Below are 25,883 nucleotides of genomic sequence, written 5' to 3'. Positions count from 1 at the left end.
GGTGGATCCGGCGGCCCGGGAAGGCCGCCGGCCGGAGCGGTCCCCGGGCCTCCCCCGCCGGGCGGTCCCGGGCGGCCGGCCGTCAGCCGAAGCGCCAGCCGCTGAACTCCGCCGTGCCGCGCGCCCCGCTGCCGCCGTTGGTGGCGGTCATGAAGATCCCGGCGTCCTGGGCGGGCGCCGCCCGCGGCACGGTGACGGTGGCCACGGTGCGCCAGGTGGTGCCGTCGGTGGACAGCTCCCCGGTGTAGGAGGTGGTGCCGGTCCGGGTCAGCCGCAGGTGCACCGGCGCCTTGACGCCGGTGATCCGCCGGTAGGTGTCCAGCGTCCCGTCACCGTTGGCGTCGTACGACAGGACCACCCCGTTCGCCGGCGTGACCGCCAGGTTGAGGAAGCCCGGCCCGCCCGGGGCGGCCAGCCGGTCCCGCACCACCAGTCCGGCCCGCGCCCACGGGCCGGTGACCTCCTGGGCGTCCACCCGGACCGTCAGCTGGCCGCCGGCGGCGAGCGCGCCCTCCCGGTAGACCGCCCCGAACTCCGCGGTGGCCCGCCACAGGTCCTGGCCCGCGCCGTCGATCGCGAACCGCTCGCCCAGCTGCCCGAACACCGCGGCGTTGGTCGTGGTGGTGCGCAGCCCCGCGGCGAGCGGGCCGGCGATCCACCAGGTGCCCTCGTGGACCGTCCGCACCCGGTCCTCCCCCTTCGGCCCGTAGACCACCGCCACCTCGTACGGCAGCGCCCGCAGCGGCCGGTCCAGCGGCTCGTCCGGGGCGGCGGTCCGCCAGCGGGCCGTGCCGGTGCCCCCGGCCGCGATGCGGTCCAGCGTCAGCGGGCCGTCCGGGGTGGTGCCCGAGCCGGTGAGCGCGAAGTCCACCCGCCCGGTGGCGCGCAGCCCGTTGGTGTTGTGCAGCGTGGCGGTGAGCGTCCCGGTGCCGCCCGGCGCCAGGGTGGCCGGCTCGGCGGCGACCGTCACGGTGCCCTGGTACGGCGCCGCGGCCAGCGTCTCGTACACCCGGGTGGCCGTGCGGTGCGCGTCGGTGGTGGGCCGCACCGGATAGCTGGTGCGCTGCCGGGTCCACGGCTCCTCGACGGTGAACCAGTCGAAGGTCCTGGCCGGGCGGTCCTGGGCCAGCGCGTCCTCCAGCTCGTCCAGGTAGCTCTGCCACTGCGGCAGGTGGAAGTCGGCGATCAGGCCGTTCCAGTCGCGGTTGGCGTAGTTGGCCAGCCGCCCGCCGTCCGCGGTGGGCCGGTCCGCCCAGGTGGTGACCAGGGTCCGCGCGGTCCATTCCAGCCGCGCGGCCTCCGCCGGGGAGGTCGCCAGCCGCTTGGCGTCCTCCAGCCACGGCCCCAGCAGGAACGCCCGGTGCGCCCCCGCCATCTCGTCGCTCAGCCGCATCAGCTTCAGCCACAGCCGGGACAGCGCGGCGAACGTCTCCCGGTCCTTGCGCCGGTAGGCGGCCTGGAGCTGCGGGATCAGCTGCCAGGAGCGGTTCGCCAGCGCCTGCCGGGCGATGTCGGTCAGGTCGTGCCGGTAGGCGTCGCTGTCCCGCAGCGGCGGACGCACCGTCAGCAGCGCGGCGAGTGCCGCGTCGAAGGCCGCCGGATCGAAGGCCGGGGTGTGGGTGGCGTAGTACGCGCCGGAGCGCGCGGCCAGGTTCGGCCGGGCGGCGAACACGCTGTCGTGCGGCCGCCCGTCGCGGCTGCTGATCCGGTACGCCGTCTCCCGCAGGGCGGCGAACGCCTCCCGGGCCCCCCGGTCCCGCGCCCCGAACCGCGCGTCGGCGTAGGCGTCGAACCACGCGGCCCGGTCCACCGGCTCGTCCCGCCACGCCAGCTCGCTGAACAGCTCGAAGGCGGCCGGGTCGCGTTCCGCGGCCTCCGGCATGTAGGCGGTGCCCACCAGCTTGCTGCCGGGCTTGTCCCGCCACGCGGTGAAGCGCTCGGCCCACATGTGCGTCTTGGCGCCGATCGTGGTCCGGCCGCCGAAGTTGGGGATGGTGCCGAACGCGTACGGCGCCCCGCCCCAGTCCCGCTCCCGGTCGGTCACCGTCTCCAGGTCCGACAGCCCGTCGACCACCAGCATCCGCTCGCGGTCCACGCCGTCCAGCACCTCCCGGCGCGGGTTCTCCTGCCAGCCCAGGATCACCCAGGTGGCGCCGGGCCGCGCCGCCTCCAGCGCGTCCTGCACGGCGCGCGCCGCCTCCGGCACCGGCACGTCGCCGGGGCTGCCGCCCTCGTGCAGCAGGTCCATCTTGAACAGGTCCGCCGGACCGAACAGCTCCCGCTGGTGGCGGTAGAAGGACTCGGCCACCGCCCGGAACGCGGGGGTGCGCGGGTCGAGCCAGTCGGGGCGCCGGAGCCCGGCCCAGTCGCCCTGCGGGACGGTCCGCGCCTCCGGGTTGCGCTCGGCGAACCCCTCCGGGACGGTCCCGAAGTACCCCGGCAGCACCGGGGCCATGCCCAGCTCCCGCAGCCGGCCGGTGATCCGCCGGCCCAGCTCGGCCCGCCGGTCGATCAGCTCCTGGCTCATCGGGCCGCCGTAGCCGCTCATGTTCTGCAGCAGCCACCACGGCTGGTGGGAGGGCGCCGGCAGCCAGGCGCGCGCCTCCTCGTCGGAGTAGCCGAAGTCGCGCAGCACCCGCTGGTAGACCGCCTCCTGACCGGTGGTCACCAGCATCTCGTTGCAGCCGTGCAGCGCCACGACGTCGATCATCCGCTCCCAGCGGCTCCAGTCCGCGTACGGGGCGGTGTACCCGTCGTGGGTGTCGTTGAAGGCGAACCGGTGCCGCAGCCGGGTGGCGCGCTCGACGGTGCCGTCCGGCGCCGGCAGCCGCTTGGGCAGCCGCAGCTGGTCCCCGGACCAGGACAGGTGCGCCCGGCAGGTGTACTTCAGGTACCAGTGCACCCCGGTCAGCAGGACCGCCGGGCCGGTGCCCGCGACCGTGATCCGGCCCGGGCCTCCGGTCACCGTGAACCGTTCCGGCGCGCCGGGCGCGGCCGCCAGCGGCACCAGCTGGAACTGGTCGGCGTGGTCCGGCAGCAGCCGCTCCAGCGCCGCCCGGGCCGGTCCGGTGCCGAAGGCGGGGCCGTCGGCCGCCTCGGCGTCGTCGGCCTCGGCGCGCGTGCCCGCCACGACGACGGCACCGCCCCCCAGCGCGGCTCCGGCGCCGAGCGCCCCGGCGGTACCGATCAGCGTACGTCTGGTCAGATCGCTCACGTGGTGCCCCCAACGAAAGGCCAACGGTCGTGTGCCCTGGGCACTTAACCAGCGTTGCCTGGTGCGGGCAATGGTGCGCGCGGGCACGCCGTGGCGGCCGCCGCCGGGTGGACCGGACGGCCCAGGCGACTGGTCCGTCCGGACCTCGGCGGGGGAGCGAGCACAGCGGGGGAGGGAGCGCAGCGGGGAGGGTGGAGGGGGAGCGCGCCCGGGGCGAGCGGTGCGGCAGGCGGCCGGTACGGCCGGTGCGGCCCCGGGGGGCGGAACGGTACGCCGCCGGCCCGGCCCGTCGCCCGGCCCGTCGCCCCCGGCCGTGGGCCGGGCCCTGAGTGCCCGTGGGGGGCGGGGAGCGGGGAGCGAGGGGTCAGCCGTGGTCGAGGTAGGCGAGCACGGCGAGCACCCGGCGGTTGTCGTCGTCCGACGGCGGCAGCCCCAGCTTCCCGAAGATGTTCGAGGTGTGCTTGGCGACCGCCCGTTCGGTGACGACCAGCTGGGCCGCTATCGCCGCGTTCGACCGGCCCTGCGCCATCAGCTCCATCACCTCCCGCTCCCGGGGCGTGAGCCTGCCCATCGGCCGGTCCCGGGAGCGCCGGGACAGCAGCTGCGAGATGACCTGGGGGTCCATCGCGGTGCCGCCGGCCGCCACCCGCCGGACCGCGTCCACGAACTGGTCGGCGTCGAACACCCGGTCCTTGAGCAGATAGCCGACCCCGCCGCTGCCGTCCGCCAGCAACTCCCGGGCGTACAGCTGTTCGACGTGCTGGGAGAGCACCAGCACCGGCAGCCCGGGGGTGGCCCGCCGGGCGGCGAGCGCACACTGCAGCCCCTCGTCGGTGAAGGACGGTGGCAGCCGGACGTCCACCACCGCCACGTCCGGTCGCAGTTCGGCCAGCGCCCGGCTCAGCTCGGGGCCGCTCTCCACCGCCGCGGCGATCTCGAAGCCGTACGCCTCCAGGAGACGGACCAGTCCGTCCCGCAGCAGGAAGAGGTCTTCGGCGAGGACAACGCGCACAGCGGCTCCACAAGACGGCGGTGAACGGGGACGGGCGGGACCCGACGGTCCGCCCACCGGCCGGCCCCGGCCCCGGGCGGGCCGGCGGGCGCACCGGACAGCGCCGAATGTACCGCCGACCGGGGGATGCGGTCCGGCGCCGCCGCCGTACACGGGGTGTACGGACCACAGGCGCCCGCGGGTGGTAACGGGCGCGCGGTGCGCGTGGGCACGGGGGCGCCGCTCGGGTGGACGAGTGCGGGGCGCGCCCGCCGTCCCCACGGGTGGCCCCCCACGGGGGAACGGGGACGCCGCCCGGCCCGTCACGGTCCCACCGGGGCGCCGGACGCAGGGGTGTGCCGGGCGTCCGGGTGCGCGGGGCGGGAGGGGGGCGGGAGGCGTGGGGTCCGGCCGCCGCCCCGGGACGGGAAATACGGGTGCGCGGGTGCCGCCGCGGCGGTGACCATGCCGCCATGAGCGTGTACGTGGACGACCCCGAGCGGACCGGAGTGAGCGTGCTGCCCGACGGGCGGCGGCTGGGCTGGGCCGAGTGGGGCCCGCCGGACGGCACCCCGGTGCTGTTCTGCCCCGGCGCGGCCACCTCCCGGTCACTGAACTTCGGCGCCGGCCTCCTGGAACCACTGGCGGTGCGCCTGATCTCGGTGGACCGGCCCGGGCTGGGCGCCTCCGACCCCGCCCCCGGCCGGACCCTGGACGACTGGGCCGCCGATGTGCGCGACTTCGCCGCCGCGCGGGACCTGCCGGCCGCCCGGCTGCGGATCGCCGGCTTCTCCCAGGGCACCCCGTTCGCCCTCGCCTGCGCGGCGCGGGGGCTGGGCGCGGCGGTGGCGATCGTCTCCGCCGGGGACGAGCTGGCCGCGCCCTGCTTCGCCGACGCGCTGGAGCCCGAGGTGCGCGACCTGGTGCGGCTGGTCACGGCCGACCCGGAGCGCGCGGAGGCGTCCTTCGCCGGGTTCGGCAGCGCCGACGCCCTGTGGGAGATCATCGACGCCGGCAGCGGGGAGGCCGACCGCGCGGTCTACCGCGACCCCGGCTTCCGGCCGAGGTTCCGGCGGGCGCTGGCGGAGGGGTTCGCCCAGGGCCCGGCCGGATACGCCCGGGACACCGTGCTCGCCATGAGCCGCTGGCCGTTCGACCCGGCGGACATCACCGTGCCGGTGGACCTGTGGTACGGCGGGCTGGACACCAGCACCGTCCACTCCCCGGACCGTGCCGCCACCCTCGCCCGCCGCATCCCCACCGCCCGGCGCCATCTGCTGCCGGACGCCGGCGGGGCGCTGCTGTGGACCCACGCCGAACCGATCCTGCGCCGGCTGCTGACGGCCGGCACCCCGGCCGGCTGACCCGTCCCGCTGGCCCCCGTCCCGGGCCGGCTGATCCGCCCTTCGGGCCGGCTGACCTCCGTCCCGGGCCGGCTGTCCCGTTCCCGGGCCGGCCCGGACGGTTTCCGGACGCGGTCCGTCCGCCTGGCTCCCGGACGGCTCCCGGACGGTCCGTCCGCCCGGCTCTCGGACGGCTCCCGGACGGCCCGTCCGCCCGGCTCCCCGGGCGGTTCGCCGGCGGGGGCGGCCCACCCCCGGAGGCCACTCCCTTCCGGTGGCCCGGCCTGCTTCACTCCCGGAGCCCGGCCCGCTGACCTCGGGCCCGGCCTGCCGCCCTGCCGGGGCCCGTCCGCACCCGGCGGGAAGGCCGAGGGCCCGTCACCGTCGCGGAGGCGGGCCGCGCCGGACCCCGCTACGGCTGACCCACCGTCAGCACGCAGGGCAGCTCCATGGTGACCATCGTCGGACCGCCCGGCGGGCTGCTCACGGCGAGCACTCCGTCGAAGGCGCCCAGCCGGCGTTCCACACCACGCAGCCCCGAACCGGCGGCCAGGTCCGCGCCGCCCCGCCCGTTGTCGGTCACCGCGATGCGCAGCGCCCCCTCCGCGTGGTGGATGTCCACCCAGACCTGGTCGGCGCCGGAGTGTTTCGCCGCGTTCGTCAGGGCCTCGCTGACCGCGAAGTACGCCGCTGCCTCGACCGGCTCCTCGGCCCGGCCCGGCAGCTGGACGTCCACCGCCACCGGCATCTCCATCCGCAGGGCCAGAGCGCGGACCGCGTCGCCCAGGCCGCGCTCGGCCAGCACCGGGGGGTGGATGCCGCGCACCAGGTCGCGCAGCTCCGACAGCGCCTCCGCCGAGCTCGCGCGGGCCGCGGCCAGCAGCTCCTTCGCCTTCGCCGGGTCCTTCTCGACGAGCGCCTCGATCACCCCCAGGCTCATGCCCATGGCCACCAGCCGGGCCTGGGCGCCGTCGTGCAGGTCCCGTTCGATCCGCCGCAGCTCGGCGGCCGAGGTGTCCACGGCGTCGTGCCGGGTGGTGGTCAGCCGCTCGACCCGCGCCGCCAGCTCTATCCGGGGGGTGGGGGCGAGGAAGGCGCCCGCCAGGCGGAAGTGGGCCCGCAGGAGCGCGGAGCCGGCGGTGAGTGAGACGGCGATCCACACCGTGCCCAGCCCCGCCGCGCAGAAGGCGGTGGTCTGGCTCTCCACCGGGATGAAGGCGTACCAGTAGCCGCCGGCGGCCTCGGTGACCGGCCGCCACACACCGGCGGCGAGCACGTACCCGAACACCCCGTCCAGCAGCAGACCGGGGGGCAGGATGGCCAGGACGCACCCGGCCGACAGGTCCACCAGCAGCCACAGCACGTCCCGCCAGGTCGCCGGGTCCGTCAGCAGCCGCCGGCAGCGCCGCGGCGGGCCGAGGAGGCCGCCGGGGGGCGCCTCCGCCACCGGGCGGTACGGCCGGGGGATGGTGACGCCGGCCCACTCGTGGGCGAGCCGCCGCCGGGTGTCGGCGTGGGCACGCACCAGGTCGAGCAGGTACGGGGTGGTGAACAGACCGACGCCGACCGGGATCAGTCCGATGGACACCAGGGTCAGGCAGAGCAGCGTGATCGAACCGGCCAGCGCCATGACCGTCAGCACCAGCCCCCGCACCGCGCCCAGCAGCGCCCCGCCGGCTTTCATCGCCCCACCCCTGTTCCCCGTTCCCCGGTTTCGCACCGCCCGGACGTCGGGCGCCGTCACCAGTCTGCGGCCGACCACCATGATCGGTCACTGGCCCTCACCCCACGGCCGGGGGTGGACCTGGCACCACCCCCGGACCCGGCGGCGGGCCGGCTCGGGCCGGGCGGACGGCCGGGCAGAGGGCAGGGCCCGGGGGCGAAGCGCGCGGGTGCGGGGGTCGGGGTCGGTTCGGACCGGCCGGGCGCGGGCCGGGGCCCGGCGTGGGCGGGCGGGGGAGGGGAGCCGGCCGGGGTCAGGCGCCGGTCCTCGCCTCGGCGTGGCGGGCGACCGCGCGGAGCAGTTCCAGCCGGATCAGCCCGGCCCCGCCCGCCCTGATGGCCAGCCAGTAGGGGGCGAAGGCCAGCCGTGACCGCAGGTCGGTGCAGTGCACCCGGGTCTCCACGGTGAGCACCGAGCCGTCCCCGTCCGGCACCACCCGGATGCCCACCGCGGCCTTGGCCCAGCCCGGTTCGGACAGCGCGCGGAAGGCGTCGGCGTCACCCGGGGGCAGCGGTGCGTACGTCGGGCGGGGCTGCCAGTACCGGCCGGCCCGGCCGCGCACCTCCTCGTAGGGGACGGTGCTCAGCAGCGGCACCGGGAAGGTGTCGTCGGCGGGGCCGGGCGGCCCCGACCGGCCGAATCCGCGCATCCGCATCAGCTGCCACGAGGTGGGCATGTCCTCCGGCGTCAGTGTCCGGTACGCCTCCCAGGTGGTGTCCCGGTCGGCCGCGATCCTCCGGTGGTGGTGCGACCGGAATTCGTAGGCGGGCAGCAGACGGTCGAGTTCCACGGCTCACTCCTCGGCCCGTACCGGGCGGTACGGCGCCACCCGGTCAGCCTAGCCGAGCCCGGTCCGGCCGGTCCTGCCCCGCGTACGTACGTGCGCGGGCGGGGGTTGGGGGATGCGCGGAGCCGGGGCTGCGGGATGCGCGGGGCGGTGCGGGAGCGGCGCGCGGCGGCCGGGCTGCCGCCGGACACCCGGCCTCGTGACGCGGCCGGTGGGCCGGTGCCGGCGGACCGGTGGGGCAGCGGCCCGCCGCCGTACCCACCCGGTGGCGGCGGGAGCGGCGGCGGCCCGCGGGCGTACCCCGGCGTGCGGAGCGCGGGGACGCCCGCGCGGGCGGGCGCGGGCGTCCGTGGGGGGTGGGCGCGGCGGGCCGGCGGCGGTCCGGCCCCCGGCGGGGGCGCCCGCCCGGTGCGCCGGCCGGTGTGTTCACCCGGTGCGTCGGACCGGGGTGTTCACCCGGTGCGCCGGTCGGACGGGCTGCCCGGGGCGACGCCGGTTCAGGCGGTCGGCACGTACTTGTAGCCGACCCGGCGGACCGTCACGATCGTCTTGCGGTGCTCGGCGCCCAGCTTGCGGCGCAGCCGGGCCACATGGACGTCCACGGTGCGGCCGTCGCCCACATGCCCGTAACCCCAGACCGTGGTCACCAGCTGGTCTCTGCTGTGCACCCGGTGCGGGTGCGCCACCAGGTGGGCGAGCAGCTCGAACTCCAGGTAGGTCAGGTCCAGCTGACGACCCTTCACCCAGGCGGTGCGCTGGTCGGCGTCGATCCGGACCAGCCCGTCCTCGCGGGTGGGGGCGGGCTCGGCGGGCGGTGCGGCGGCGGCGGTGGCGCGGTCGGCGGGGACCAGGACCAGGTAACCGACCATCGGCGGCTGGCCGGGCAGGGTGGGCAGGGTGTGCGGGGGAGCGGGCAGCCAGGTGGCACCGGAGTGCAGCAGGTCCGCGACGGGCGGCATCTCGTCCGGGGCGACGGCCCGCAGCCGCTGCCGGGGAGGGTACGACGGTGCGGTGACGGTGGCGCCGGCGGAAGGGGGGCGGGGAGCGGACGAAGGTTCGTCATGGGGAGGTCAGCTTCTTTCGCGCAGAGGGGCGTCGGGGGGACGTCGGATGCGCGGGGCGAGGTCGCTGAACGCTGGGAGAGGCCGGAGCCGCGGAGATGGGGAGCGGCGTGTCAGCCGAGCGAGCGGGCCCGCGCGTCGGATGCGCGGCAACACTCGCGGTCGTAGTGGTGCGCCTGCCGGGACGGCCAGAACGGCTCAAGGTCGGAGCGACCCGTCGCGGCGTCGTGGTCGTGGTAGCTGGCCATGCCCCCTATTGAAGCAGATGAGGAGGGTGCGGCGCCGGGTCGGGTGACGGAACGAGGGATTCCCCGGTACCGGTCCGCCGTTCCGCCGCCCCGTCGGGCCGCCCCTCGCCGCCGTCCGCCACCCGCCGTGGCCGGGGCGGGGCCGTTCGCCAGGACCGGGCCGGTCCGCCCGGCCGGCGCCGGTCCGGGGCCCGCCGGACCCGGGCCGGAACGGCGGACCGCCCGCCGGGAGGACGGGTGGGTCCTCCCGGCGGGCGGTGCCGTGGTGCGCGGGCCGGCGGGGTGCCGCGGGTGCGGCCCCCGCGCCGGTCAGGAGTTGATCTGCTGGGTCACCAGGTTCGAGAAGGTGGTGAGCCGGGTGTAGACGCCCGGGATGCCCGGCTCGGCACAGCCGTCGCCCCAGGAGACGATGCCCGCCAGCCGGCCGCCGATGAGCAGCGGGCCGCCGCTGTCGCCCTGGCAGGTGTCCACGCCACCCTGGTCGTAACCGGCGCAGACCATGTCGCTGGCGATGAAGCGGGTGCCGTAGGCGGACTTACAGTAGGCGTCCGAGGTGGTCGGAACGGTGGCGGTGCGCAGCTGGTTGGAGGAGGAGCCGCCGGAGCTGGTGGTGCCCCAGCCGACGATGCGGGTGGTGGTGCCGGCCGCGTAGACCCCGGTCTCGGTGGCCGAGACGTACTTCGCGGTGGTGTACGGCATGGCGGAGGACAGCGTCAGCACGGCGACGTCCTTCCCCTTGGTGACCGAGCGGTACTCGGGGTGGATCCAGATCTTGCTCACTCTGGCCACCGTGCCGTTGGTGCCGTTGCGGTAGGTGCGGCCGCCGACCACCCGGACCGAGCTGGTGGTCTCGCCGACCATGCAGTGCGCGGCGGTGACGACCTTGGTCGGGGTCACCAGCGTGCCGCCGCAGAACTGGTTCTGGCCGGAGTCGGTGATCTGCATGACGTACGGGTACGCGCTGGCGGTCGTGGTGGTGCCGCCCACGATGGGCTGCGGCGCGGCCTGGGCGGTGGCGCCGGACATCGCGACACCCAGGGAGGCGGCGACGCCGACGGCCGCGGCGGCGAGCTTGGCACGGCGGGGGAGCTTAAAGAACATGACTCTCCTCGGAGGTCCATCGGTGGGGGGTTGTACCCGCGGAACGGGCGGCGCCGGTGCGTTGGCCACACACCGGACGGGAATGCGTCGCCCTCCTCGGCGACGGCCGTCACGCTAGAAGTCCGGCCCCCGCGCCCCCAATGAGGGTTGCCCCTCGCGCCCGGCCGTAGGGAAATCCCCATGTCCATGACCAAAACCGGAACCGGCGGCCCCGCCCGCCCGGAGCCCCGGGCCGCGCGGCGGGGGCCGCGGGCTCGCGGCGCGCCCTGGGTCCCGGCTCCCGCCGCCGGGGTCCCCGCCCCGCGGCGCTCCCGGAGTTCCGGCGTCCCGGCGTCCGGTATCAAGCCCCGCATCGGGGGGCCCGCATCGCCCGGCCTGTCGCCGCCGGTGCCCGGCGCCCGCCCCGGTGTCCGGCATGCGTGCGGTGCGCGGTGCCCGCCCGGGGTGCGTTCCGGCGTACGGCCGTGTGGCCGGCCGGAGTTCGCGTCTTCCCCGTCCCGGCCCGGAGTCGGGACCTTCGCCATCCGGGGCCGGAGCCGGGGCCTTTGCATCAACCGGGCTCGGGGCCGGCGCCCGCGGCCGGGTTCCGGTCCGCGGCCGGTCCCAAGTCCTGCGTCGCGCCTCGGGTTCCGGCCTCCCGGTGTGCTGCGGCGGTGGCCCCGGTCGCCCGCGCCCGGGGCCCGATCCCCGGTCTGCACGTCCGCCGCGGGCTCCCGGCGTCCCGCCCCGGGCGGCCACCCCGCGGAACCCGCCCCTCCCCGCGAGGACTTCAGCCGCCGCCGCGGGAGGCCAGCCGGACGATGTCCACCCGGGAGCGGATGCCCAGCTTCCGGTACACCCGGGTCAGGGTGGCCTCGACCGTCTTGACGCTGATGAACAGCCGGGCCGCGATCTCCCGGTTGGTCGCCCCCTCCAGCACCAGCGTGGCGACCCGGCGCTCCATCTCGGCGAGCGAGTCCAGCAGTCCGGGCGGTGCGGTGCCGTCACCCTCGGCTGCGTCCCCCGCCGGGAAGGACGGGGAGACGCCGGCCGCCATGGGCGCACCCGGCACCGGGGGCGCGGCGGCCGCGGGGGACGGCCGGTGGCCCTGCGTCCCCGGTCCCGGCCGTCGCCCCGGCCCCGGCCCCTGGCCCCGGAGCCGGCCGCCGTCCCGGCCCCGTCCGCAACTCCGCCCCCGGTACCGCCCCCCGGCCCGTCCAGCCGTGCCCCGCCGCCGGTCCGGCGGCCGTCGCCCTCGGCCGCCGCCTGCGCGGCGACGGCCCGTTCCAGCCACGGCCCCGCCTTCGCCCGGCGGAAGGTCCGGGCCGCCGCGTCCAGCGCCGCCCGCCCCGCCACCGGATCGCCCCGGTCCAGCTCCAGCTGACCGAGCGCCAGTTCGGCGCGGCCCTCCTCCAGCCGGTACCCGAGCCGGCCCAGCGTCCGCGCCGCCGCCCGCAGCGACTCGGCCGCCCCCTCCGGATCCCCGTTGGCCGCCCGCAGCAGCCCCTCGGCCCGGTCCAGTACGGCCAGCACACCGACCCGCCGCAGCCGGCGCGCCGCCGCCCGGGCACCGGCCACCACCCGCCGCGCCTCGTCCCGTTCGCCCACCGCGACCAGCGCCTCGGCCAGGTCGCCGGGGCCCGGGCTCTGGGCGGGGTCGGCGATGCCCTGGGCCAGTTCCATCTCCCGGGCCCGGCGCAGCAGCGGCACCGCCGTCGCGGCGTCGCCGCCGGTCAGCGTGGCGTGGCCCAGGGCGTGCAGTCCGCGCGCCAGATACGGCACGTCGCCGTCCTCCTCGGCCCGCCGTACGGCGTCCTCGGCCAGCGTCACCGCCCGGGACACGCTGCCCCCGGCCGCCTCGGCCAGCGCGACCACCTGCCGGATCGGCCCCTCGCCGACGCCGGCGTCCCGGGCCAGCCGCAGACTGTCGTACGCCCGCTCCAGCGCGGCGGCGCACCGCCCGGCCCGCAGCTCGGTCTCGGCCAGCCCGCGCAGGAAGAGCATCTGGCCCTCCACCGCGCCGCGCTGCTCGGCGAGCCGGGCCAGCTCGGCCACCGCCACCCGGGCCTCGTCGAGCCGGTCGCCGGTCAGCAGCCGGCGGAAGTGGATGTAGCCGGGGCCGTTGTGGTCGCAGGCCACCCGCGGGTCCTGCGGGGCGGCCAGCGCCGCGGCCAGGGTCCGGCCGGCGTCCTGGTGCCCCATCAGCATCTCGGTGTGCGCCTGGAAGGACAGCGCCAGCAGCTCGGTGCGCCGGTCCCCGGAGTCGGCGGCGAGCCGGGCCGCGGTCGCCGCCTCGGTACGGGCCCGCGGCAGCGAGCCGCCGGCCAGCAGCGCCCGCCAGGCCAGCTGGTAGTGGAGCGGCGCCAGCAGGGCCGGGTCGTCGCCCGCGTCCGCCAGCGCCTGCGGGAACACGTCGTCCACGTCGGCCATCGCCTGCCCGGCCGAGTCGATCACCGCGATCCAGGCCCGGACCCGGTCGGCGGGCCGCGCCGCGCGGTCCAGCACCTCCCGCGCGGTCTGCCGCGCGACCTCCGGCTCGCCCGCCACCAGGGCGTCCTCGGCGGCGTCCAGCCGCCGGCCGGTCGCACGGGGATCGTGTTCCGGGGTGCGCTCGGCGGCCAGCAGGCCCAGCCGCGCCGCGGTGGCGGGCGCGCCGCGTTCCCGGGCCACCCCGGCCGCCCGGGCCAGCGCGTCCGCGACGTGCCCGTCCCGGCCCACGGTGGCCAGCGCCGCGTGCCGGGCGCGTTCGATGGGGTCGTCCGCGGCCCGGGCCAGCGCGGCGTGCGCGCCCCGCCGGTCCCGGGCCGGGGCCTCCGCGTAGAGCGCGGCCGACACGATGGGGTGGGTGAACCGGACGACCGGCTCGTGGTCGGCCTCCACCACCCCCAGCCGGGCCGCCTCGGCCAGGTGCGCCTCGGCGTCGGCGCGTCCCGCCGCCCGCAGCAGCGCCACCGTGGGCCGGGCCCCCGCGGCGGCCAGCAGCAGGGTGGTCCGCGCCGCCGGCGGCAGGGTGCGCAGCCGGTCCAGGACCAGGGTGCGCAGGCTGGTCGGGACGGGCAGCGGATCGCCCGGGCGCGGCGGGGTCTCCAGCTCGGCCAGGGCGCGGCCCAGCTCCAGGGCGAAGAGCGGGTTGCCGCCGCTGGCCCGGTGCACCTCGCGCAGCACCGCGCCGGGCAGCGCGGGCCGTCTTCGCCGCCCCAGCAGCTCCGAGGTCTGCGACGGGGTGAGCGGCGGGACCCGCAGCACCAGCGCGGGCGGCGGCAGGGCACGCAGATGGCGGTCCAGGTCCGGCGCACCGTCCCCGTCCGGCCGCTCCCCGGTGGTCTCCGTGCGCAGCGCGCCGACCATCCGGAACGGCAGCCCGCCGACCCGGCGGGCCACGAACGCCAGCAGCTCGGCGCTCGGCGCGTCCACCCACTGCATGTCGTCGGCCACCAGCAGCACCGGGGAGCGCGCCGCCAGCGCCCGGACCACCGAGAGCACCGCCAGCCGCAGCGCCAGCCCGTCGCCGGGCTCCACCGACCCCGGGCGGCCGGTCAGCGCCGCGTCCAGGACCGACCGCTGGGACGCCGGGAGGGCGTCGGCCACCTCGCCGACCACCGGTCCGAGCGCGTCGATCAGCGCCAGGAACGGCAGCTGGGCCTCCGACTCGGTGGGGGAGCAGCGCAGCAGCAGCTCGCCGGCGGCGGTGAACTCCGCGGCCAGCGCCCGCAGCACCGTGGACTTCCCGATCCCGGCCGGCCCGGGCAGCAGCACGCTGCCGCCGTCCGCCAGCCGGGCCCGCGCCCGGGCCAGCAGCCCCTCCCGGCCGACCATGCGCTCATGCGGATCTCGCTCCACGTTCATCCCCCTGCCCAGGAACGGCCACCCCGCCACAGACGCGCCCTCGACAAAAAGGGACATCTACCTATGGAACACAGCAAGGCGCACAATGGTGATGCGGCGCTTCGCCGCACTGCGCGGTCACCTTTACATGATCGAAGGAGGCGAGTCGTATGGCCGACGTCTCGCGTCACACGAGTGATCTTACGAGCCACCCCGACGTACCCGAGATGCGGGAGCGCTACGCCCGGGTGCTCGGCGGCCGGGACGTGCCGTTCCTCGACGGGCCGGTGCTGCTGGCCGGTCTGTACCTGGCGGTGTCCCCGTGGATCGTCCACTTCTCCGGCAACACCGACCTCGCCACGCACAACCTGGTCATCGGGATCTGCGTCGCCCTGCTGGGCCTGGGGCTCACGCTGGCGCCGGCACGGATGTACGGCCTGAGCTGGACCTTGTGTGCGCTCGGGGTCTGGATGATCGTGTCCCCCTGGGTGGTCACCAGGTTCCCGGACGCGGGGATGATCTGGAACAACGTCGTGGTCGGAGCCATCACCTGCCTGCTGGGCCTGACCGCGGTCGGTGCGGTGATGCGCGGCAACCGGGGCCGGGCCGCCCGGACGTGACGGCCGCCCGGCGGTGACCCGGACTCCACGGGACGGCCCGCCGGCCCGGCCACCGGGACGGTGCGCCGCCCCGCTCCACCGGGACACGGCCCGCCGTCCGCACCCCGCCCGGGGCGCGGCCGGCGGGCCGTCCGCCCGCTCCCGGGCCTCGGCGCCCGCCGCCGGGCCGGCCCCCGGAGGCGGCTGCCGCCAGGTCCGGGCCGCCGCCACCACACCGGTCCGCCGGAACAGCTGGTCAGCGGGGACGATCGATCGGCTCCGCCCGTCGTCGCCGCTCATGGCCCTCCGTCCACCCCCCTGCCGACCGGTAGCCCGCGCAGGGCGAGGCCGGGCGGCGCCCTTCCCTCGCCGGTCCCGGCCTCTGTTCGCCGGCGGCGCCGGCCGCGGTCACGCTGCCGGGGCCGCCGGCGTCGCGCGTACGACCCCGGGGGCGGTGGCAGCTCCCGGATCCCCGGTGGCCCGGGTCCGCGCCACGGGGATGCCGCCGGGAGGAGCGGCGCACATCCGACGGACAGCCGTCGCCGCACTCGTGACCGGCGCGTCGTGATCAGGGAGCGGACCGCAGCGGCGGCGCCTGCCAGGTCATCCCGGGCGGCTGGAGCAGGGGCGAGGGCTCGGGGCCGGGGTCGGCGGTGTCGACGACTCCGGCGGCCGTGGGGTCGAACTCGGCGGGCCAGCGGGTGTGTTCACTGGCCAGGGCGCCGGACAGGCGCGCTCCGGCAAGGTCGGCGGTGCTCAGGTCGGTGCCGCGCAGGTCGGCCATGCGGAGGTCGGCGCGGTGGAAGACCGCGCCGTGGGCGTCGGCCTTGCGCAGGTTCGCCTCGCGCAGGTCGGTCTCGGTGAAGTCGGCGTCTCGCAAGTCGGTCCTGACCAGCTTCGCGCCCCGCAGGTCGGCGACGATGCAGCGAGCACGGCGGAGAACCGCGGTGGTGAGGTCGGCGTGCCGCAGATTGACCGAGACCAGCGAGGCCTGGGTCAGGTTGGCGTGGTACAGGCCCGCCGCCTCCATGCAGGCACGGTCGAAGTTGACCTCGGGGAACCACAGTCCGTCGCAGTCGGCCCGGCGCAGGTCGGTGATGCTGAGATTGACCCAGGACTGTTCCCGCTGCCGGCACAGCACGCCGAGCGCGGTCAGCGCCACCTGGGCGTCGGCAGCGCGGGTCTCCAGGGGCGGGATGTCGTTGATGTGCACGTCTGCCGCCGGCGTTTCCGGCCCGGTGGGTGGCCAGGGCAGGTGGGTACGCAGGTACGCGGCCTGGATGGAGATGATGGCCTCCCGGTCGCGGGCGGACTGCTCCGCGATCCGCCACAGCGCGTGCAACCCGCCGATGCGCACATCCAGCTTGTCGCTGCCGAGCTGGTCGACCGCCCGGCTGAAGCGGTCGGTGACGTAGCCCTCCTGGGTGGCGCGCAGACCGTCCTGGTTCACCCGCAGCTGCCGCCAGGTGGCGTACGCGCCGAAGAGCAGGACCAGACCGCCGACCACCTGTACGAGCGTCGTGCGGACATCGTTCGTCGCCTTCAGCCGATCCTGCGCGGTGACGTCGACCCCGGCGAGATCGTGTTCGACCACCATCCTCGGCAGCACGACGAACACCGTGCCCAGAACGACCAGCCCCGCCCCGACCAGCAGCCCCGCGGTGACACGGCGCCTGACCAGCCCGTTGTGCCGTGCCCGCCGCTCGCCGTCCGGCTCCCCCGTCCCCATGGAAGGGGAGCCTAGGCGCCGCTCAGAAGACGATCAACAGTGGCGTGTCGCGGCGGCGTGCCCCCGCTCGGCGTGCCGGGCCGGCGCGAGGCGCCACCCGGCCCGGAGGCCGAACCGCCGGGCTGCGGCCCGGTCGACGAGTACACCGCCACCGGCCGGCACCACGTCGCCGACGGTCGCCCCGGCTCCCCCGGGGGCGGGGCCCTGCGACCGGCCGGTGGCCGGGTGCACACCGCCCGCATCTGCCCCGGGCGTGGGTCGAGGGGCTCACCCACGGCGGTCTGCCCGTGGCGGCCGTGCCCAGCACGACGGTGGTGGTCACCATCCGTGTACGGGGAGGCCGGAGCTGTGTGCCCGGGCGGTACATCCGGACGACGCCTGCGCCGAGGGCCGACCAGGACACCCCGGGCCGGTGGGTGGCCCGGCGGCACCGGATGCCGGCCGGGCGCCCGGGTGCCCGAAGCGGAACGCCGTCGGGCGGTGTGTCAACCGGCCCCGGAAGGGGCGCGGCCCGGCCACACGCACCGACGGGCTCGCCACCACCCACCGGGCCGCACCCCACTCGCCGGGCGTCCTCGTCAGGACCCGACCCCGGCCCAGGAGGGCAGGGCTAGTCCCGGGACGCCTCGCCCGGGGAGCCGGAGCCGGCGGGGCGGGGGGAGCCGGAGCCGGCGGAACGGGAGATCGCCTCCCGCACCGCCTCCTCGGTCCGCGCCACCAGCGCCGTCCCGTCGTCGGCGGTGATGATCGGCCGCTGGATCAGCTTCGGGTGCTCCGCGAGCGCGGTGATCCACCGGTCCCGCGCCGCCGCCTCCCGCGGCCACTCCTTCAGACCCAGCTCCCCGGCCGCCGCCTCCTGGGTACGGGTGATGTCCCAGGGCTCCAGCCCCAGCCGGTCGAGCACCTCCCGGATCTCGTCCTCGGACGGCACGTCCTCCAGGTACCGGCGGACCGTGTACGCCGCGTTCTCGTCGTTCAGCACACCGAGCGCGCCGCGGCACTTCGAACAGGCCGGATTGATCCAGATCTCCATGCCCCACACCGTACCGCGAAGCCCTTCAAACCCCCTCTGGCCTGGGGACTTTGTCAGTCCCCCGCAGTAAAATAGGGGGTGAGACTAAGGGTTTCCCACCGCTCCTTGGAGGACGCCGATGGCCCTTGCCGTGACACCTCTGCCGGACCTGCCGAGCTTCCCGACGCTGCCGAAGAAGCGGATGCCCGCCGGGCGTCCCCGCGAGTGGTACGAGACCCACAACCGCCGGCTGAAGGCCATGCGCCTGGCCATCGCCCTGCTCAACTCCGGGGTCTACCGGGCCGAGCAGGCCACCGACACCCGGATACGGACCACCGCGACGCAGATCGGGGTCCACCCGCCGTCCGAGACCACCTGCCGGATGGTGCGTTCCTTCATCCGCTACGACAACCGCTGACCGTTCCGGGCCGGCCGGGCCGCGCGCCCGGCCGGCCCCCGCAGCGCTCGCCCCGGTGCACCGCGGCGGGGTCCGGCACCGGCCGGGGCCCGGCCGGTGCCTTCGCGGGCCGGCCCGCCCCGGATGCCGCACCGCACCCGGGCACACCCGCGCCCGCGCGGGCCCGCACGCCCGGGGCCGGCGGCGCGTCACCGAACCCGGGCACACCTGCGCGTGACCCGCACCCGGGCACACCTGCGCGTGACCCGTACCCCGGGGCACGCCGGTCACCCGCCCCGGTGCCGGTCGCGCAGCGCGCGGCGGAGGACCTTTCCGCTCGCGGTGCGGGGCAGCTCGGCCACGAACCCGTACGTGGTGGGCACCTTGTAGTCCGCCAGCCGGTGCCGGAGGAACTCCCGCAGCTCCCGCGGCGACGGGTGCCCGCCGGGCCCGGGCACCACCCACGCGTGCACCCGCTCCCCGCGCAGCCGGTCCGGCACACCGGTCACCGCCGCGTCCGCCACCGACGGGTGCCCGCGCAGCGCGTGTTCCACCTCGGCCGGGTACACGTTCTCCCCGGCCACCAGGACCATGTCCTTGATGCGGTCCTGGATGTACACATAGCCGTCGGCGTCCACCCGGCCCGCGTCACCGGTGTACAGCCAGCCGTCCACCAGCGCCTCGGCGGTGGCCGCCGGCCGCCGCCAGTACCCCTCCATCACCGCCGGCGTGGAGATCCGCAGCTCGCCGACCTCGCCGTCCGGCAGCGGCCGGCCCCGCTCGTCCACCGCCTGTACCACCACCCCCGGGTACGGGCGGCCCGCCGCCGACAGCCGGGGGCCGCCCGGCACGTGGTCCTCCGGAGGCAGGCAGACCGCCGAGGCACAGGTCTCGGTCAGCCCGTAGATCTGCGCGAACGCACAGCCCATCACCTCCAGACACCGCGTCAGCAGCGGTTCGGGGATCGGCGCACCGCCGTACACCACCTTCCGCAGCCCCCGGAAGTCGGCGGGCGTCACGGCCGGTTCGTCCAGCAGGATCTGGAGCATCGACGGCACCAGCAGGGCCACGCTCACCCCGCCGGAGCGGATCAGGCCGAGGATCCGCCGGGCGTCGAAGCCACGCGCCAGCACCAGGGTGGCCCCCACGCGGAACCCCTGCAGGAACCACCAGGGCCCGCCCACGTGGTGCACCGGCAGCACGCCCAGGCTGCGGTCGTCCTCCCGCCAGTCCAGCCAGTCCAGCCGGTGGCGGGCGAGCAGGTCGTGCACCGCCCAGAAGCTGCGCCGGCTGAGCACCACCCCCTTGGGCGCGCCGGTGGTGCCGCTGGTGTACAGCTGGGCCAGCGGCAGCCCCGGGTTCACGACGGCCGGCGGATCGATGTCCGGCAGCTCCGCCTGCCACGTGCGGAAGGGCCCGCCGCCCGGTGCCGAGGCGTCCACGGTCACCAGCGTCCGCAGCCGCGGCGGCGCCGGCCGCAGCCGCTCCACCACCGGGCGCAGCTCCGGCGCCACGAACAGCAGCTCGCAGCCGGAGTCCCGCAGCACGTGCCCGATCTCGCCGGGCGCCAGCCGGGGATCGACGGGCACCAGCACCGCGCCGGTCTTGGCGCAGGCCAGCAGCAGGTCGTAGGTGTGCTCCGAGTCCGCCGCCAGGTGCGCGACCCGGGTGCCCGGCCCCACCCCCGCGGCCAGCAGCGCGTGCGCGGTGCGGTTGCTGCGCAGGTGCAGCCGGCGGAAGGACACCGTCCGGCCCTCGCACTCCACCGCCACCCGGTCCGGGCGGACCCGTGCGTGCCGGGCGGCGGCACCGGCGACGGTACGCGGCAGGTCCGCGGCCCCCGCGCCGCCGGCCGCCGCCCACCGCGCGCCGGTCACCGTACGGCCCTCCTCGCCGGCCCGGCCCCTGTCACCCACGCTGCCCCTGTCGTCCACCGGGCCCCTGCCGTCCGCCCTGCCCCTGTCACCGCTCACCGTGCCGCTCCCGCCGGTCATCGTCCGTTCCCTGCCGCAGTGCCCTGTTCCGCGTTCCCGCTGTCCACCGCCGCCAGCGAGTCCAGCCCCACCTCGAAGAACCGGGCGTCCGGCGGTACGTCCTCCGGACCGTCGAAGTGCAGCAGCTCGGCGATCACACCGCGCACCACCAGCGACACCGCCTCCCGCCGGTCCGCGCGGGGCCGCCGCAGCAGCGCCGCCAGGTCCACCGCGGCGGCGGACCGGCCCGCGCCGCGCGCCACCGGTGCGTACAGCGCGTCGGGCAGCGGCCGGGTGGCCGCCACCCGGTCCCAGTCCACCTCGGCGATCCCCACCTGCGGCACCGGTTCGGACAGCAGCCGGAGCAGGGCCCGCATCCCGGCGGCCGGTTCGAAGAAGCCCAGCCCCTGGTGCTCGACGTCGGCGATGTGCCGCTCCGCCATGCTCGCGGCCATGCCGATCCCGCCCCACGCGCCCCAGTTGACGCTCATCCCCGGCAGCCCGGCCGCGTACCGGTGACACAGCAGGGTGTCCAGGAAGGCGTTGCCGGCCCCGTAGTTGGCCTGCCCGCGCGAGCCGAGCACCGAGGCCATCGAGGAGTAGCCGACGAAGAACTCCAGCTCCGGGTGGTGCAGCGAGGCCCGGTGCAGCAGCCAGCTGCCGTACACCTTGGCCCGGAAGACCGCGTCCAGGCTCTCCCAGGTCTGCGCGGCCACCGGCGCGTCGGCCAGCACCCCGGCGGCGTGCAGGATGCCGCCCAGCGGCTGCGGCCGGGCGCGCAGCGCGCCGTCGAGCCGGCGGACGTCCTCCTCCCGGCCGACGTCACCCGCGTACGGGACCACCTCGACGTGCGGGCCCAGCCGCTCGCGGAGGGCGGCGAGCACCGGCCCGGGCACCCGACGGCTCATCAGCACCAGGTGCCGGGCGCCGTGCGCGGCCAGCCGCTCGGCGCTGAGCAGGCCCAGCGACCCGAACCCCCCGGTGATCAGATAGGTGCGGTCCGGCCGGACGGCCGCCGGGCCGACCGGGTCGGCCGGATCGGCCACGTCCGCCGGACCGGCCACGCACTCCGGGGCGGTGGGGCCGACCGGGTCCGCCGGGCGTGCCAGGTCAGCCGGGCCGATCGCGTCCGCCGGCCCGACCGCGTCCGCCGGGCCGGCCACGTGCCGGGAGTCCGCCGGGCCGGCCACGGCCGCCCGTACCCGGACCCGCACCCGGCCGCCGCGCGGCTCCGGCGGCTCCTTCGGCAGCGGCGCCACCGCCACCCCGCCGGGCCGGCCGTGCCCCCGCGCCGCCGGCGCCCCATCGGTGCGCGGGCCGCCCCGGCCGGGGAACACCCGGCGCACATGGCGCAGTCCCGACCGGTACGCCACCTGGTGGTCGGGGGACTCCGCCGCCCACTCGTCGAGCAGCACCGGATAGGCCGCCGCGGTCCCGTCGGGCGGCAGATCGACCAGGGTCACCCGGTAGCGGGGGCACTCGGTCCACATCACCCGGCCGAACCCCCACAGCGTGGCGGCGGCCGGCGGCCGCAGGCCGGGCCCGTCGCCGTCCACCGCCCCGCCCGGGGCGCCGTCGCCGGGCCGGTCGCCGGGCAGCCACTGGCCGCCCGCGGTGATCAGCCACAGCCGCTGGTCGTGCCCGAACGCCACCGCCTCCAGGGCGTCCCGGAGTGCCAGCAGGCCGCGGAAGTTGTCCTCGCACTCCGCCCGCAGGGTCTCCCCGGCCGACCGCCCGGGCCGCCAGAACCAGCACACGTCGGTGGGCCGCTCACGCAGCCGGGCGGCCACCTCCCGCGGCGTCGCGGCGGTCCGCACCGGGACGCCACGGTCCCGGGCCGGGCCGGCGAGCGCGGCCACCCCGGGCTCCTCGGCGCCGATCAGCAGCGCCCGGCACGGCCGCACGGTGCCCGCCGCCGGCAGCGACCGTTTCACCCAGCGCACCTGCGAGTACATCCGTTCGCGGTCCGGTGCGCCGCCGCCCGCCCGCCGCAGCCGCAGCCCCTCCAGCACGAAGACGGTGCGGTCCCCGTCGAGCAGCAGCAGGTCGACGGCCGGCGGATCGGCCGGCACCGCCCCGGCACCGGCACCGTCGTTCCCGCCCTCCGCCGGGTCGCCGGCGGGCGCGGCCGGGCGCAGCACGCTGCGCAGGGTGCCGCCGCGCGGCTTGCGCAGCAGCCGGCAGCGTCCGACCGAGACCGGCATGGCCAGGGGGGCGTCCGCACCGCCGAGCACGGCGACGGTCTGCAACGCGGCGTCGAGGATGGTCACCGGCAGGTGCCCGGTCATCGACGGGTCCCACCCGTCGAGGTCGCCGACCACCAGCGGGCCGTCGTGGGTCCTCGCCTCCCGCAGCCGCCGGAAGGCGGGGCCGTAGTCCACGCCCAGCCCGGCGAAGCCGGCGTAGAGGTCGGCCGCCGGGTGGTGGCCGCGCGGGTCGCCCGCCCGGCCCGCCAGCGCCCGCAGCTCCGCCTCGGCGGGGGAGGGCGCGTCCGCCCCGGGGGCGCCGAGGGTGCCGGTGAGGTGGCGCCGCTCGACCGGTGGCAGGCCCGGCTCCCCGCCGCCCGCCAGGCTGACCACGGTGACGTCGCCACCGCCACCGGGCCGGGTCCGTAACCGCGTCCGTACCTCCGCCCCGGTGCCCTCGGGGAGGAACAGCGGCTCGTGGAAGCGGATGCCGGTGACCGGCAGCGCGGTCTCGCCGTACACCGCGTCCTGGAGCGCCAGCAGCAGCTCCAGGTAACCGGCGCCCGGGAGGACCACCCGTCCCCGCACCGTGTGGTCGGCGAGGTACGCCGGCCGGTCGGGGGCGATCCGGGCGGCGAACTCCCGTGTGCCGCAGGCCCGTTGCCGGTCGGTGGTGACCTCCCGGCCGAGCAGCGGATGGCCGTCCGCGACGGCTCCGGCCGTGGCGGGGCCGGGCGGGGTGGCCGCCGCCCCGGACGGCAGCCAGTGGCGCCGGCGGTCGAAGGCGTAGGTGGGCAGGGTGACGTGGGGGCGGGGGCGGCCCCGGTGGTGGGCGTGCCAGTCCACCGGGACGCCGTCGGCGTAGAGCTGGGCCAGGGAGCGCCGGACGGCGCCGGCGCCGGGATCGTCCGGGTGCAGGGTGTGCAGCCACCGGTGGCCGGCCGCGTCGTCCAGGCACCGCTTGCCCAGGCCGATGAGTTCGGCGGCCGGGCCGACCTCCAGGAAGGCGTGCCGGCCGCGGGCGGCGACGGCCCGCATCCCGTCCGCGAAGAGTACCGGGCCGCGCAGGTGGCGGGCCCAGTACTCCGGGGTGGACAGCTCGGCCGGCTCCGCCACCCGCCCGGTCAGGTTGGAGACCACGGGGAACTCCGGCTCGTGGAAGGTGAGCGCGGCGACCACCTCCCGCAGTTCCTCGGCGGCCCCGGCCATCAGCGGCGAGTGGGAGGCGCAGGACACCGCCAGCCGACGGTTCCGCAGCCGCCGCGCGGTGAGCGCCCGCGCCGCCTCGGCCAGCGACGACCGGCCGCCGGAGAGCACCAGCCGCCGGTCGCCGTTGACGGCCGCCACCGACAGGTCCGGGAAGTCCTCCAGCAGCGGGGCGACCTCATCGGGCGACGCCTCCACGGCCGTCATCGCACCGGGCGGCGCGGCGTCCATCAGCCGGGCCCGGGCGGCCACCAGGGTGACCGCGTCCTCCAGCGTGAACAGCCCGGCCACGGTCGCCGCGACGATTTCCCCGAGGCTGTGCCCGGCCACGACCGCCGGGCGCACCCCCCAGGACAGCCAGAGCCGGGCGACCGCGTACTCCAGCGCGAACAGCGCCGGCTGCAGGTGCGAGATCCGGTGGAGGAGCCCGGCGTCCCCCGCCCCGCCCAGGACCAGCTCCCGGACCGACCGGCCCAGGTGCGGGGCGAAGAGCCGGTCGCAGGCGTCCAGTTCCTCCCGGAACACCGGGTACCGGTGGTACAGCGGCGCGCCCATCGCGGCGTACTGGCCGCCGCCGCCGGGGAAGAGGAACGCCACCTTCGCCGCGTCGCCGGAGGGGACCGGCCGCGGGGGCCGGGACAGCCCCCGCTCCAGCAGCCCGGCCAGTTCGGCGTGGTCGTGGACCACCCCGGCCAGCCGCAGTCCGAAGTGCGCGCGGGCCACGTTGGTGGCGTGGCACAGCTGCCCGAGGGGGATGCCGGGACGGTCCCGCAGCAGCCGCTGGTAGCGCCGGATCAGCCCCTGGAGCGCGGGCCCGGTCTTCGCCGACAGCGTGAACACATGGCCGCCGTCCGCCGCGGGGGCCGGACCGGTCCCGCAGGCCGGGTCCGGCACGGTCCCGGGGGCCGCGGCCGGTACGGCCCCCGCGCCGGGCGGGGACGGCGCGGACGCCCGACCGCTCCCGGGTGTCCGGCCCGCCCCGGGCGTCCGGCCCGGTACGGCCCCGGACGGTCCGGCCGGTACGGTCCCGGGGCCCCGGTCGGGAACAGGGCCCCGGTCGGGAGCAGGGCCCCGGTCGGGAGCAGCGGCGCGGTCCGGAACGGCCCCGGAGGCCGGGGCCGCGGCCGGTGCGGGCGCCTGTTCCAGGACCACCGAGGCGATGGTGCCGGTCAGCCCGAAGGAGTTGACCAGCGCCCGCCGGGTCCCGCCGGGCCACGGCCGCGCTTGCACCGGCACGGTGACCGGCGCGGTCTCCCACGGGATGCGGCTGGAGGGCGTGGTGAAGTGCAGATGCGGGAAGATCGTCGCCTCGCGCAGCTGGAGCACCGTTCTGACCACGCCGGCGACGCCCGCCGCCGGCTCCAGATGGCCGATGCCGGTCTTCAGCGAACCGATGGTCACCGGGCGGGCGGGGCTGTGCGACCCGCCGAACACGGCACTGATCGCCCCCACCTCGATCGGGTCGCCCAGCGGCGTCCCGGTGCCGTGCGCCTCGACGTACGAGATGTCGTGCGGACGCAGCCCGGCGGACGCCAGCGCGGCGCGCATCAGCTCCTCCTGCGCCGCGCCGCTGGGCACCATGAGCGAGCCGCTCGCCCCGTCGGAGCCCACGGCCGAGCCGCGGACCAGCGCGTGGACCCGGTCGCCGGCCCGCTGCGCGTCGGACAGCCGCTTGAGCACCAGCACCGCGCCGCCCTCGGCGCGGCAGTAGCCGTCCGCCGTCTCGTCGAAGGTCTTGCACCGCCCGTCCGGGGCGAGCATGTGCGACCGCTCGGCCAGCAGGTACGGGCGGCGGCCGATGAGGGCGTTGACCCCGCCGGCCAGCGCGATGTCGGTCTCCCCGGCGCGCAGTGCCTGTACCGCCAGGTGCACGGCCACCAGCGACCCGGAACAGGCGGTGTCCACCGTGACGGACGGACCGCGCCAGCCGAGGAAGTACGACAGCCGGCCGGAGACCGCGCTCAGCGCGCCCCCGGTGGGCATGTAGCTGTTCAGTTCCTCGTCGGGGCAGGCGGCCATCTCCGCGGCGTAGTCGGCGTTGCTGGCGGCCATGTAGACGCCGCCCCGGCCGTGGCGCAGGGTGCCGGGGTCGATCCCGGCGTCCTCCAGCGCCTCCCAGCCCACCTCCAGGGCGAGGCGCTGCTGGGGGTCCACATAGTCGGCCTCCTTCGGCGAGATGTTGAAGAACCGCGCGTCGAACCGGTCGTGGTGGTCCAGGAACCCGCCCCGGGCGCAGCGGACGGCGGCGGCGCCGGGCCGGTCCCCGGCCGCCCACCGGCCCGCGGGCGGCGGTCCCAGGGCGGACCGCCCGGCGCGCAGGAACCCGGCGAACCCGTCCGGGGTGTCGTTGCCGCCGGGCAGCCGCAGGCCGATGCCGACGACGGCGACCGGTTCGGCCGCGGGGCCGTGGGGTGCGGGCCGGTCGCCGTCCGCCGCGGCGTCCCGCGGCCGGGGCTCGATACCTGACATGACTCCTGCTCGCTGGTGCGGACGGGGGGCTCCGGAACGG

15 protein-coding genes and 1 pseudogene are annotated in these 25,883 nt (G+C 77.4%); 3 read left to right on the top strand and 13 right to left on the bottom strand.

The window, feature by feature from the left end:
- Positions 1 to 82: 82 nt before the first annotated feature.
- Together IHE55_RS06765 and IHE55_RS06760 are read right to left on the bottom strand one after the other, a co-directional pair.
- A complete protein-coding gene (locus IHE55_RS06765) occupies positions 83 to 3,214 on the bottom strand; it encodes an alpha-N-acetylglucosaminidase (RefSeq protein ID WP_197988203.1) in 3,132 nt (1,043 codons plus the stop codon).
- 364 nt (positions 3,215 to 3,578) lie between these two features.
- A complete protein-coding gene (locus IHE55_RS06760) occupies positions 3,579 to 4,226 on the bottom strand; it encodes a LuxR C-terminal-related transcriptional regulator (protein WP_197988202.1) in 648 nt (215 codons plus the stop codon).
- A gap of 452 nt (positions 4,227 to 4,678) precedes the next feature.
- On the opposite strand from IHE55_RS06760, the gene IHE55_RS06755 reads away from it, so the two are divergent.
- The gene (locus IHE55_RS06755; protein ID WP_197988201.1) at positions 4,679 to 5,569 is read left to right on the top strand and encodes an alpha/beta fold hydrolase; all 891 of its coding nucleotides are present in this window, start codon (positions 4,679 to 4,681) and stop codon (positions 5,567 to 5,569) included.
- Between the two features lie 391 nt (positions 5,570 to 5,960).
- On the opposite strand, the gene IHE55_RS06750 is transcribed toward IHE55_RS06755, so the two are convergent.
- The 7 genes and pseudogenes from IHE55_RS06750 to IHE55_RS06725 form a co-directional block, all read right to left on the bottom strand.
- Complete coding sequence (locus tag IHE55_RS06750; RefSeq protein ID WP_197988200.1) at positions 5,961 to 7,232, bottom strand: sensor histidine kinase; 1,272 nt, start codon at positions 7,230 to 7,232, stop codon at positions 5,961 to 5,963.
- Between the two features lie 292 nt (positions 7,233 to 7,524).
- On the bottom strand, positions 7,525 to 8,061 hold the full coding sequence (locus IHE55_RS06745) for a hypothetical protein (protein ID WP_197988199.1): 537 nt from the start codon (positions 8,059 to 8,061) through the stop codon (positions 7,525 to 7,527).
- 494 nt (positions 8,062 to 8,555) lie between these two features.
- Positions 8,556 to 9,017, bottom strand: a complete 462-nt coding sequence (locus IHE55_RS32155; RefSeq protein WP_197988198.1) for a winged helix-turn-helix domain-containing protein — start codon at positions 9,015 to 9,017, stop codon at positions 8,556 to 8,558.
- Positions 9,018 to 9,232: 215 nt separating this feature from the next.
- On the bottom strand, positions 9,233 to 9,367 hold the full coding sequence (locus IHE55_RS32150; RefSeq protein ID WP_269671483.1) for a hypothetical protein: 135 nt from the start codon (positions 9,365 to 9,367) through the stop codon (positions 9,233 to 9,235).
- Between the two features lie 309 nt (positions 9,368 to 9,676).
- Positions 9,677 to 10,468: a S1 family peptidase gene (locus IHE55_RS06735; RefSeq protein ID WP_197988197.1), complete on the bottom strand. Its 792-nt coding sequence runs from the start codon at positions 10,466 to 10,468 to the stop codon at positions 9,677 to 9,679.
- A gap of 769 nt (positions 10,469 to 11,237) precedes the next feature.
- Positions 11,238 to 11,366, bottom strand: a pseudogene (locus IHE55_RS06730) (helix-turn-helix domain-containing protein); the annotation flags it as partial.
- On the bottom strand, positions 11,312 to 14,350 hold the full coding sequence (locus IHE55_RS06725) for an AAA family ATPase (RefSeq protein ID WP_307826537.1): 3,039 nt from the start codon (positions 14,348 to 14,350) through the stop codon (positions 11,312 to 11,314). The gene IHE55_RS06725 and the pseudogene IHE55_RS06730, both read right to left, overlap by 55 nt.
- A gap of 92 nt (positions 14,351 to 14,442) precedes the next feature.
- On the opposite strand from IHE55_RS06725, the gene IHE55_RS06720 reads away from it, so the two are divergent.
- Positions 14,443 to 14,892 carry an SPW repeat protein gene (locus tag IHE55_RS06720; protein WP_197988196.1) on the top strand — a complete coding sequence of 150 codons (450 nt, stop codon included), beginning with the start codon at positions 14,443 to 14,445 and terminating at the stop codon, positions 14,890 to 14,892.
- A 547-nt stretch (positions 14,893 to 15,439) separates the two neighbouring features.
- On the opposite strand, the gene IHE55_RS06715 is transcribed toward IHE55_RS06720, so the two are convergent.
- Both IHE55_RS06715 and IHE55_RS06710 read right to left on the bottom strand, forming a co-directional pair.
- Complete coding sequence (locus tag IHE55_RS06715; RefSeq protein ID WP_197988195.1) at positions 15,440 to 16,600, bottom strand: pentapeptide repeat-containing protein; 1,161 nt, start codon at positions 16,598 to 16,600, stop codon at positions 15,440 to 15,442.
- 610 nt (positions 16,601 to 17,210) lie between these two features.
- A complete protein-coding gene (locus IHE55_RS06710; RefSeq protein ID WP_197988194.1) occupies positions 17,211 to 17,633 on the bottom strand; it encodes an ArsC/Spx/MgsR family protein in 423 nt (140 codons plus the stop codon).
- Positions 17,634 to 17,751: 118 nt separating this feature from the next.
- On the opposite strand from IHE55_RS06710, the gene IHE55_RS06705 reads away from it, so the two are divergent.
- Positions 17,752 to 18,030 carry a hypothetical protein gene (locus tag IHE55_RS06705; RefSeq protein ID WP_197988193.1) on the top strand — a complete coding sequence of 93 codons (279 nt, stop codon included), beginning with the start codon at positions 17,752 to 17,754 and terminating at the stop codon, positions 18,028 to 18,030.
- Positions 18,031 to 18,296: 266 nt separating this feature from the next.
- On the opposite strand, the gene IHE55_RS06700 is transcribed toward IHE55_RS06705, so the two are convergent.
- A complete protein-coding gene (locus tag IHE55_RS06700) occupies positions 18,297 to 19,886 on the bottom strand; it encodes a long-chain-fatty-acid--CoA ligase (protein WP_307826536.1) in 1,590 nt (529 codons plus the stop codon).
- Between the two features lie 113 nt (positions 19,887 to 19,999).
- Complete coding sequence (locus IHE55_RS30830) at positions 20,000 to 25,843, bottom strand: type I polyketide synthase (RefSeq protein ID WP_232265475.1); 5,844 nt, start codon at positions 25,841 to 25,843, stop codon at positions 20,000 to 20,002.
- Between the last annotated feature and the right edge of the window lie 40 nt (positions 25,844 to 25,883).

The organism is Streptomyces pactum, assembly GCF_016031615.1.
GTDB lineage: Bacteria > Actinomycetota > Actinomycetes > Streptomycetales > Streptomycetaceae > Streptomyces > Streptomyces pactus.
This window is presented reverse-complemented; position numbering and strand designations above follow the sequence as displayed.

Excerpts from the sequence above, each read along its gene's own strand:
- IHE55_RS06755 (WP_197988201.1), top strand. The coding sequence starts at position 4,679 with ATGAGCGTGTACGTGGACGACCCCGAGCGGACCGGAGTGAGCGTGCTG.
- IHE55_RS06750 (WP_197988200.1), bottom strand. The coding sequence starts at position 7,232 with ATGAAAGCCGGCGGGGCGCTGCTGGGCGCGGTGCGGGGGCTGGTGCTG.
- IHE55_RS32155 (WP_197988198.1), bottom strand. The coding sequence starts at position 9,017 with ATGCCGCCCGTCGCGGACCTGCTGCACTCCGGTGCCACCTGGCTGCCC.
- IHE55_RS32150 (WP_269671483.1), bottom strand. The coding sequence starts at position 9,367 with ATGGCCAGCTACCACGACCACGACGCCGCGACGGGTCGCTCCGACCTT.
- IHE55_RS06735 (WP_197988197.1), bottom strand. The coding sequence starts at position 10,468 with ATGTTCTTTAAGCTCCCCCGCCGTGCCAAGCTCGCCGCCGCGGCCGTC.
- IHE55_RS06725 (WP_307826537.1), bottom strand. The coding sequence starts at position 14,350 with ATGTCCCTTTTTGTCGAGGGCGCGTCTGTGGCGGGGTGGCCGTTCCTG.
- IHE55_RS06720 (WP_197988196.1), top strand. The coding sequence starts at position 14,443 with ATGGCCGACGTCTCGCGTCACACGAGTGATCTTACGAGCCACCCCGAC.
- IHE55_RS06715 (WP_197988195.1), bottom strand. The coding sequence starts at position 16,600 with ATGGGGACGGGGGAGCCGGACGGCGAGCGGCGGGCACGGCACAACGGG.
- IHE55_RS06710 (WP_197988194.1), bottom strand. The coding sequence starts at position 17,633 with ATGGAGATCTGGATCAATCCGGCCTGTTCGAAGTGCCGCGGCGCGCTC.
- IHE55_RS06705 (WP_197988193.1), top strand. The coding sequence starts at position 17,752 with ATGGCCCTTGCCGTGACACCTCTGCCGGACCTGCCGAGCTTCCCGACG.
- IHE55_RS30830 (WP_232265475.1), bottom strand. The coding sequence starts at position 25,843 with ATGTCAGGTATCGAGCCCCGGCCGCGGGACGCCGCGGCGGACGGCGAC.